Annotated in this window: 9 protein-coding genes; 3 read left to right on the forward strand and 6 right to left on the reverse strand. The window is 62.9% G+C overall.

What is annotated here, in order from left to right; translation table 11 throughout:
• On the forward strand, positions 1-250 hold a 250-nt coding region (locus tag ACH2CW_RS11040; protein ID WP_395058025.1), incomplete at its 5' end, for a hypothetical protein.
• Between the two features lie 69 nt (positions 251-319).
• Here ACH2CW_RS11040 and ACH2CW_RS11045 read toward each other — a convergent pair.
• Positions 320-1303, reverse strand: coding sequence for a LysR substrate-binding domain-containing protein (locus tag ACH2CW_RS11045; protein WP_395058027.1), 984 nt, complete (start codon positions 1301-1303; stop codon positions 320-322).
• Between the two features lie 214 nt (positions 1304-1517).
• Between ACH2CW_RS11045 and ACH2CW_RS11050 the strand changes: the two genes are divergently transcribed.
• Together ACH2CW_RS11050 and ACH2CW_RS11055 are read left to right on the forward strand one after the other, a co-directional pair.
• Positions 1518-1823, forward strand: coding sequence for a hypothetical protein (locus tag ACH2CW_RS11050; protein ID WP_395058029.1), 306 nt, complete (start codon positions 1518-1520; stop codon positions 1821-1823).
• A 305-nt stretch (positions 1824-2128) separates the two neighbouring features.
• Positions 2129-2449, forward strand: coding sequence for a hypothetical protein (locus ACH2CW_RS11055; protein WP_395058031.1), 321 nt, complete (start codon positions 2129-2131; stop codon positions 2447-2449).
• Here ACH2CW_RS11055 and ACH2CW_RS11060 read toward each other — a convergent pair.
• From ACH2CW_RS11060 to ACH2CW_RS11080, 5 genes are all read right to left on the reverse strand, one after another.
• The gene (locus ACH2CW_RS11060; protein ID WP_395058032.1) at positions 2440-2895 is read right to left on the reverse strand and encodes a MaoC family dehydratase; all 456 of its coding nucleotides are present in this window, start codon (positions 2893-2895) and stop codon (positions 2440-2442) included. The genes ACH2CW_RS11055 and ACH2CW_RS11060 overlap by 10 nt on opposite strands.
• A gap of 63 nt (positions 2896-2958) precedes the next feature.
• Positions 2959-3576: an AAA family ATPase gene (locus tag ACH2CW_RS11065; protein WP_395058034.1), complete on the reverse strand. Its 618-nt coding sequence runs from the start codon at positions 3574-3576 to the stop codon at positions 2959-2961.
• A gap of 209 nt (positions 3577-3785) precedes the next feature.
• Positions 3786-5780: a serine/threonine-protein kinase gene (locus ACH2CW_RS11070; protein ID WP_395058036.1), complete on the reverse strand. Its 1995-nt coding sequence runs from the start codon at positions 5778-5780 to the stop codon at positions 3786-3788.
• A 75-nt stretch (positions 5781-5855) separates the two neighbouring features.
• Positions 5856-6740: an adenylate/guanylate cyclase domain-containing protein gene (locus ACH2CW_RS11075; protein WP_395058038.1), complete on the reverse strand. Its 885-nt coding sequence runs from the start codon at positions 6738-6740 to the stop codon at positions 5856-5858.
• 165 nt (positions 6741-6905) lie between these two features.
• Complete coding sequence (locus tag ACH2CW_RS11080) at positions 6906-7661, reverse strand: sulfite exporter TauE/SafE family protein (protein ID WP_395058040.1); 756 nt, start codon at positions 7659-7661, stop codon at positions 6906-6908.
• Positions 7662-8118: the final 457 nt, after the last annotated feature.

An 8118-nucleotide genomic window follows, 5' to 3' on the forward strand; every position in this document is an offset into this window, starting at 1 on the left:
TTTCGCTGCCGGTGCCGACAACGCGCCAGAACAGAAAAGCACCTTTGTCAGCACCCTGACGCGCGCCGAAGTGCGTGCTGACGCCGCCAAGGTTCAAAAGGGCCCGGTGACCGCCAGCAACCAGGTCGACGGCGGCATGTCAGCCTTCTCGGCATCGGTGGCCAGCGAGCGCAGCCGCAACGCTGTCCGTCTGCAGTCCTCGCAAGGCAATGCCGACCCGATGTTCAACCCCGCTCCTGGTCGCGCGTAAGTCTCCCTGGCCTGCGCTGCAGGCAACAAAAAGCCCGGCGCGACCGGGCTTTTTTTCGTTCACACGCATTCAACGCTGCGCCGGCGGCAGCAGCACAGACCCGTCCGCCGCGTCCGCAGGGGCGTCATCGGGCCAGCTCAGCTTGGCCTCAGCGGTTTTCAGCCGCGTCTGCTCGATCAAAAACTCCATGAATACACGGGCTCGCGCCGGAATGTATTTGCGGCTGGGCAAGGCCGCATACAGGGTAAACCGCCCTGTAATCCAGGGCGCCAGCACGCGCCGCAACTGCCCGTCACGCAGGTAATTGGCCACCAGGTCCATCGGTTGCGCGCTGATGCCGGCGCCATCGAGTGTGGCGCGCATCAAGGTGTCGCTGTGGTTGGCCAGCAGCACCGGCCTGATGTCCACCGCCACCTCCCGGTCGCCTTCCTGGGGATTGACCAGTTGCCACTCTCGTTGCCGCACGCCCGTCTGACTGAGGCGCAACATGGCGTGTTTTTGCAGGTCTTCGGGTTGGCGCGGGGTTCCAGCGCTGCGCAGATAACGCGGCGAGGCACAGAGCAGGCCCTCCGAGACAATCACCGGCCGCGCCACTACATTGGCGTCATACACGCCCCCTGCGCCCAGAATCGTCAGGTCAAAGTCCTCGATCGGCGGCGCCAGGGGTGAATCGACAGTGATGTCCAGCACCACCTTGGGGTAGCGCCGCCTGAACTCAGCCACCAGCGGTGCCAGAATGTGCACCGCCATGACCGGCTGGGTATGAATACGCAGCAAACCCGCCAGTTCATCCGTTTGCTGACGGGTGGAAGCTTCAGCCTCGTTGACATCATTGAGGATGTGGCGCACCCGCTGCAGGTAGGACTGCCCGGCCTCCGTCAGGGACAGCTTGCGTGTGGTGCGCTGCAGCAAGCGGGCACCGAGGTGCTCCTCCAGGTCGGTGATCAGCCGGGTCATCACCGCCGGGGATATGTCGAGCGTGCGGGCTGCAGCAGCAAATCCTCCGTCGTCGACCACCTGCTGGAAGGCGCGCATGGATAAAAGTCGATCCATAGGGTTACTACTTAATAAATCAAGCCCTTATTGTTCCACATACAGCAATTAATAATTGATTCATATCGAGTTTTTCTTTGATATCGGCAATAGTAAAGTTACCCCATCGATGAGCCGATACCTGCAAAGACGACTCACCGAGGCTGGACAGACGGGGTTGATGATGCCCGCCCGCCCGGAAATGTCTCATTTACTTTTGAAAAGGATTTCAATCATGAACTCGAAATTTATCGCTTCCGCCCTGATCGCTGCTGCCGGCTTCACTTCTGCCGGCGCATTTGCCGCCGGCGCCGACGGCTCGGTGGATGTGCAGCCCTCGCTGACCAGCAACGTGACCCGCGCCGAAGTTCGCGCCCAGGCCCTGAACTCCCGGCCCGCCGCTGTAACGGCCAGCAACCAGGTCGATGGCGGCACCATGGTGGTTGCCGGCCCTGCTGCCGGCGAGCGCACCCGCGCTGACGTCCGGGCAGAGGCGGTTCAGACCAGCCAGCGTTTTGACTCGGCGCCTGGCCGCGCCTGATCGAACCGGGCCACGCTGCTGCGCAGCGTTGAGGCACCCGTCACAACCCGCCTGGGCTTTGCCCCGGCGGGTTTTTTATCGCCCGCAAGCGCCCAAACGCGCGCGGTATTTGATGGTGTGGGTAGGCTGCAACCCTGATCGACGCCAGAACAGACCTGAGAACGGTCCCGTTTAGGTTCATCAACCCACTCAAATCAAGGGTAAACCCTAAAATCAGCAGCTTCGTGCTCCACAGCCCACCCGGCTGCAGCACCTGTTCCAAGCCACAGCAATTCATGAGATTGCGGGCGCATCACACGATCATCATGGCTAATTCCCTTTTTTCCCGGCGGCAGACCGCCGCACCCGACCGTCTCAGCCTTGAGCAAATCCGCGAGCGACTGTACGCCGCGCTGCTGGACTGCAAAGACATGGGGGCCCAGCGCGTGATTTACAGGATCAATGTCGCCGCCACACCGTCCGAACTCTGGCTGCTGCGCAGCGATTTGCACCAATGCATCGCGCGGGTTCATGACCAGGCGGAAGCAACCCGGCGAACCAACCTTTTGCTTGACGCCTTTGAGGGCTGGGTACCCTCACACCAGCTCAAGCTGATTCCTGAGCCCGTCAGGGACAGTCAGACGTAACGCCTGACCAGCGATTCGGCGATGCAAACCGGCTTGGCCTCGCCCTCGCGTTCAACGGTCACCTCCCAGGCCATCTGCACGCCGTTGTTGGCGATGTCCTCGCAGCTCAGCAGTTTCATGCGCGCACGCAGACGGCTGCCCACCGGCACCGGCGCGGTGAAGCGCACCTTGTTCAGACCGTAGTTCACGCCCATGCGGCTTTGCATGATCTCGAATGAGGATTCGAAAAATTTTGGCAGCAGCGACAAGGTCAGGAAACCGTGCGCAATCGGCGCGCCGAAAGGCCCGGCTCTGGCTTTTTCAGGGTCCACATGGATCCACTGGTGATCGCCGGTGGCTTCGGCAAACAGATTGACCTGGGCCTGGCTAATGGTCAGCCAGTCGCTGACAGCGACTTCCTGACCCACACAGGCCGCCAGTTCGGAAAGCGTCTGGAAGGTTTTCATGCGCCGACTGTAACGTCCACCTGGCGGCAGGCTTGTCCAGCCAGCGACATCAGGCGCGCCGGCTCACTGGTCGAGCCATCGGCAGATACCCGCCCATTGCTCCAGGTCTTTTTCGACCCGCCCCGGCGCCACATCGAACAGCGTCAGCCCGCGCGCCGCCAGGTGAATGTAATTCTGGGTGTCACGCACATACCCAAGCACCGGCAGGCCCAGGCCGTCAACAAAGCTGCGCAGCTTGTCGGCAGCGATGGTGCGCGAATCGACCCGCATGCCGACAATGCCCACCTGCACCTTGCCGGCGTTGCGGTGTTCAGCCAACTGGTCGAGGAAGGTCCGGGTGGCAAAAATATCAAAAACGCTGGGCTGCAACGGCACGATGACCTTGTCGGCCAGCTTGATCACATCGTTGAAACGCCAGCCGTGCAGGCCGCCCGGCGTATCGAGCACCACATGGGTCGTGCCCTTGGGCGGCTTGACAATCATGTCGGCACTGACATCCCAGGTGCTGATCGGTCGGGCGGCCGGCGGGCGCAGCCCGAGCCAGAGCCGTGACGACTGCTGGCGGTCGGCATCGCCCAGCATCACCGCATGGCCCTGGCTGGCGAAATAACCGGCAACATTGGTGGCCAGCGTCGTTTTACCGACGCCGCCTTTCGGATTGGCAATCACAACCACAGGCATGGATATCTCCCGATGTTTGAGCGCTATGGTAACGGCAGCCATGCTGCCAGCCAACCTGCGGCTCGGACAGTTCAGAGCACCAGAACCGGACAGGCACTCTTCCCGGAGCAGAAAACCGCTTGAAAATCAGCCCTCAGCCCTTATCGGGCGGACGTCAGCAGCTTCTATTTTGATAGCAAGGGGGGGCCAACGCCATCAGGTGCGGCGAATCATTGCCGCCCATCCCGGATCTCCTGGCGCTGCTTGTCCTGTTCGCGGCGCTCCACGCAGGTCGGGTGGTTTTTGAAGCGCTGCCGGGCACACTGCTCGTTCATGCAACTCTGGAAACCCAGCAGGACGCGGTTCTCACAGGCCTGTTTGGGGTGGGTGGCCCCCGCCTGAGCCGCTGCAGCCGACTCAGGTGGCGAGACCGGGGTGGTTTCCACAGCAACCGGGTTGACCACGGCAGGACGGGGGGCCACCACAGCCTTTTCAACGGGCGGCTTGACCGCTGCCCGCTTCGCAGCAGGCGTGACCGCTGCTGCCGACGAGGCGGCGCGCGACGGCGCGCCGGCGACCAGCGCCGATGCAGCCGGCAGCGGCGCAGGACTGCCCTCGGCCGCAAGGCTTGCGGCAGGGGCGGCCTGGGCAACTTGATCAGCCGTTGCGGACGGACCCGACAAAAACTTGAAAGCCAGACCGGCCATGACCAGCACAGCCACACCGGCGGCGTACACCGGCATTTTGGAAGCGGCGGGCCGCGTTGCAGTCGGCGCAGGGGAAGGCGACGGGGGTCGCTGCACTGCTGGCGGATTGGGTGGCGACGGCGACAAAGCCGCTGCCACCGGTACCGCAACCGCTTGCGCCAAAGGCGCGGGGGCGGGCTCCGAGTCCCGTGCCGGCTCGGGCTCTGGGATCGGCTCTGATTCGAGCTTCTTGGGCTGTTCGACCACCGGTGTCGGCGATGCGTCCGCAGACAGCGCATCAGCCGCAGCCAGGCGCGTCGTGTCTGCACCAGCCGGAGCGGCGGACGCAACGCTGTGTTGCGTCTGCAGGCGAGTCCATTCGGTTTCACCGCTCAGAACCGTTGTACCGCTTCCGGAATCCTCGGCCACGCTGCCGCCCAGCTTCTTCAAACGGCGGCGCGCCAGGTCTGCATAAATGCCAGAGGGGAAACGGTCCAGAAAACCTGCCAGGTCTTCAATGTCTTCGGAATCCTTGATATCTTTCCAGTAGACCAGCTCAAGCTCCTGCGTCACGGTGGAGCCGGTGTCGGTTCCGGACGAGCGCATTTTCACCGTCGAACCGCCCGCGCGCGACCGCTGCAAACCGGTGTCTGTGGCATTGCCGCCGCGGCGCCCCGGCGGGCTGACCGGCGGAACAATGGTCGGGTCCGAGGCATGGCCGCTGGCTTCCTGCAGCGCCTGGGCAAACTCCTGCGCAGTGGCAAAACGCTGGTCACGCTTTTTGGTCAAGGCCCGCGCGACCACCGCGTCAATCGCGGGCGGCAGCAGGTTGTTGAAGCTGCTGGGCGCCGCCGGGCTGTGATTGACGATCTGCTGGATGATGGCGAAATCGGTGTCACCATCGAACGGCCGTTTGCCAGTGAGCAACTGGTAAAGCACGATGCCCACCGCAAACAGGTCGGCCCGCGCGTCGATGGGCTGACCCTGCACCTGCTCAGGCGACATGTACTTGAGCGTACCGACCATGGAGCCCTGGGTGCGCGTGGCCTCGCCGGAATCTTGGATGCGGGCGACGCCGAAATCGGTCAGCTTGACGCGGCCATCGGCCTCGATCAGCAGGTTGGCGGGTTTGACGTCGCGGTGCACGATGGACTGGCGATGCGCGTAGTCGAGCGCCGACAGCAGCTCGCGCATCATGGCCAGCGACTGCTCCAGGGAGTAGCGCTTGCCGCCGTCGAGGTGGTGCTTCAGGTCTTCGCCCTGGATGAACTCCATCACCAGGAAAGCCATGTCGCCGTGGCGGTCCGAGTCGTAAACGCTGACGATGTTGGGGTGCTGCAGGCGCGCCGCTGAATGCGCTTCGGTTTTGAAGCGGGCCTCGTATTCGGCCGCAGCTTCCTCCGACAGATTCTCGACCTTGATGGTCTTGATCGCAACGCGGCGGTTCAGGTTCGGGTCGCGCGCCTCATAGACCAGGCCCATCGCGCCCTTGCCCAGCACGCGAATGATGTCGTAACGGCCAAGCTTGTTCAGGCTCATGGAGTGGCAATGGATACGTCTGGAAACAAAGTTGATTCTAGCCTGCTATCCCTTGCGGGAAGGTGCCACGAATCCTCAGCTACCTATGGAAAAACTGATCAGCGGGCTGCCTTCCTGGCGCTCGCAACCGGCGCTGATCTGGCCGCTGCCCACCAGGTAACACTCGGTGCGCCGCAGCACCACTGCCTCGCTCTGGTTACCGAAATAGACCCAGGTGCCGTAGCTCGACGCATCGCTAAGCACAAACTGCCCGCCACGCCATTCCAGCGTCGCATGCATACGCGACACCCGCGGATCGTTGAGGGCCAACGTGGCGCCGGCACCGCGCCCAATGGAGATGGCCAGGCTGCGGGCATCAATCTGCACACGCTGCTCACCAGCGATCAGCGACAGCAGCTGCGGCGCACTCGACGCCATCGAGCGACCCATCATGGTCGCGTCTTCGTCCCGCCCCGCCTGCCACTCGACGCGGTATACATGGCTGGCCTCGGCCCGGCCGCGCAGATGCATGGGCCCCAGACTGCGCAGGCTGGCCTGCTGGAGCGGTCCCAGCGCGGACCAGACGTTTTGGGTGGTGAGTATTTGCGCCGCGCCCGCCAGATCAGCCAGGCGGGCGGCGGAGTTGACGGTATCACCAAAACAGTCGCCGTCGATCTCCACCACCTCACCCGATTCAATGCCCATTTGCATTTGCACTGGTGCGCCGGTGCCGCCGGCGCGGATGGGCTTGTCAAGAAAGCGTTTCTGGATGCTGATGCAGGCGGCCAGCGCATCGCCCTCGTGTGGAAACACCACAAACAGGCCGTCGCCCAACAGCTTGACGACGCGCCCGCTGTGCTGCTCGAATACCTGGCTCAACGCGCCCACCAGTTGCGTGACAAAACGCGAGGCAGTCTCGTCCCCGAGCCGCTCGAACATGCTGGTGCTACCGACCAGGTCGGCAAAAACAACGGTGGTCATGCAGCCGCCACCATGAGCAGACGAATGAAGAAAACAGCAGTCGGGCCAGCGTCAGGCGTCAACACGTAAGCATTTGTTCTCATGCGGCGATTTTGACCCAAAAGCCGGCCGACCCGCTGTGAGGTTTTTACCGGTTTTGCCGCAAGGCTGTCGGGTGCCCGTTTCCTAGCGGAAACCGTCCCACAGCAGCTTGACGCCGGTCAGAAACATGCCGACATAAAGAATCCGGTAGAACAACACCGGATCAATGCGGCGCGCCAGACGTACGCCTATCCACACCCCGAGCGGCGCCAGGGGCAGCAGCACCAGTGAGGTCGCCATGTTGCGCAAGTCGAGCAGGCCCAGCCAGGCGTAGGGAATCCACTTGGACAGGTTGATGACAAAAAAGAAAAAGGCCAGCGTGGCCGTGAAGGTCAGCGGCGACAGGCGCAGTGGAATCACATAGGCGCTGATGGGCGGACCGCCGGCATGGGAGATGAAGCTGGTGAAGCCGGACGTCACCGCGAGCAGCGCACCGAGCCACCGCGGCGGTGGCGGGCTGTCGGGTTTGGGTGGAAATACCAGACGCTGCGCCAGGAACAGCAGCGTGAAGGCGCCCACAATGCCAGCCACCATGTTGGCCGGCATGATGCTGAACAGCAGCGTGCCAACCAAGGTCCCCAGCAGGCCGAAAGGCAGCAGAAACTTCACCAGCCGCATGTCGAAGTTCTTGCGAAAGGCGGCCATGCCGAGGATGTCGATCAGCAGCAGGATGGGCATGAGGATGGCCGCTGCCTGCGGCACCGTCACGGCCAGCGCCATCATCGGCACCGCCAGCGAGCCAAAGCCGGCGCCAAAGCCGCTTTTGCTGATGCCCATCAGCAGGACCGCCGGAATCGCGAGAGCGTAGAAGAAGGGATCGGTGATGAGCGGAAAGGTCACAGGCAGGCAGGAGAAAACAGACATGCAGAAAAAACACGATCAGCAGAACTGATTATCGGTCTTGCACCGTCCCTTTCGCCGCGCAGGCCGCAACGCTCCGCCATTTGATGTTTCGGCATCAAAATCGTGGGTAGCCCATGCCAGACAAGCGCACGTAGCTATCGTTTTTAGAGCAGTTCGGGCGCAAGGCTGGCTTGCAATGCGCTTGTCACTGTCAGGCCTTCGGTACGTCCCACCGTGGTGACACCAGCTTCAGCCCCGCGCGCAAGCCTGGTTCAGGTCTGCAAGCTCCTGATTTGATAGCTGCTTACGCCCACCGGGTATGGGCTGACGGCCGATTTGGTCTAAAACCTGGAGGCTGGGGCCGAAAAAGCCATCTGCTGCGACACAAAGCCGTCGAAGGCATCGAGCAGGGGCCGCACTGGCCCTTCACCTCCCTCGAGTTGTGCCAGCGCAG

The sequence above is a fragment of the Polaromonas sp. genome (assembly GCF_043778355.1).
GTDB lineage: Bacteria > Pseudomonadota > Gammaproteobacteria > Burkholderiales > Burkholderiaceae_C > Polaromonas.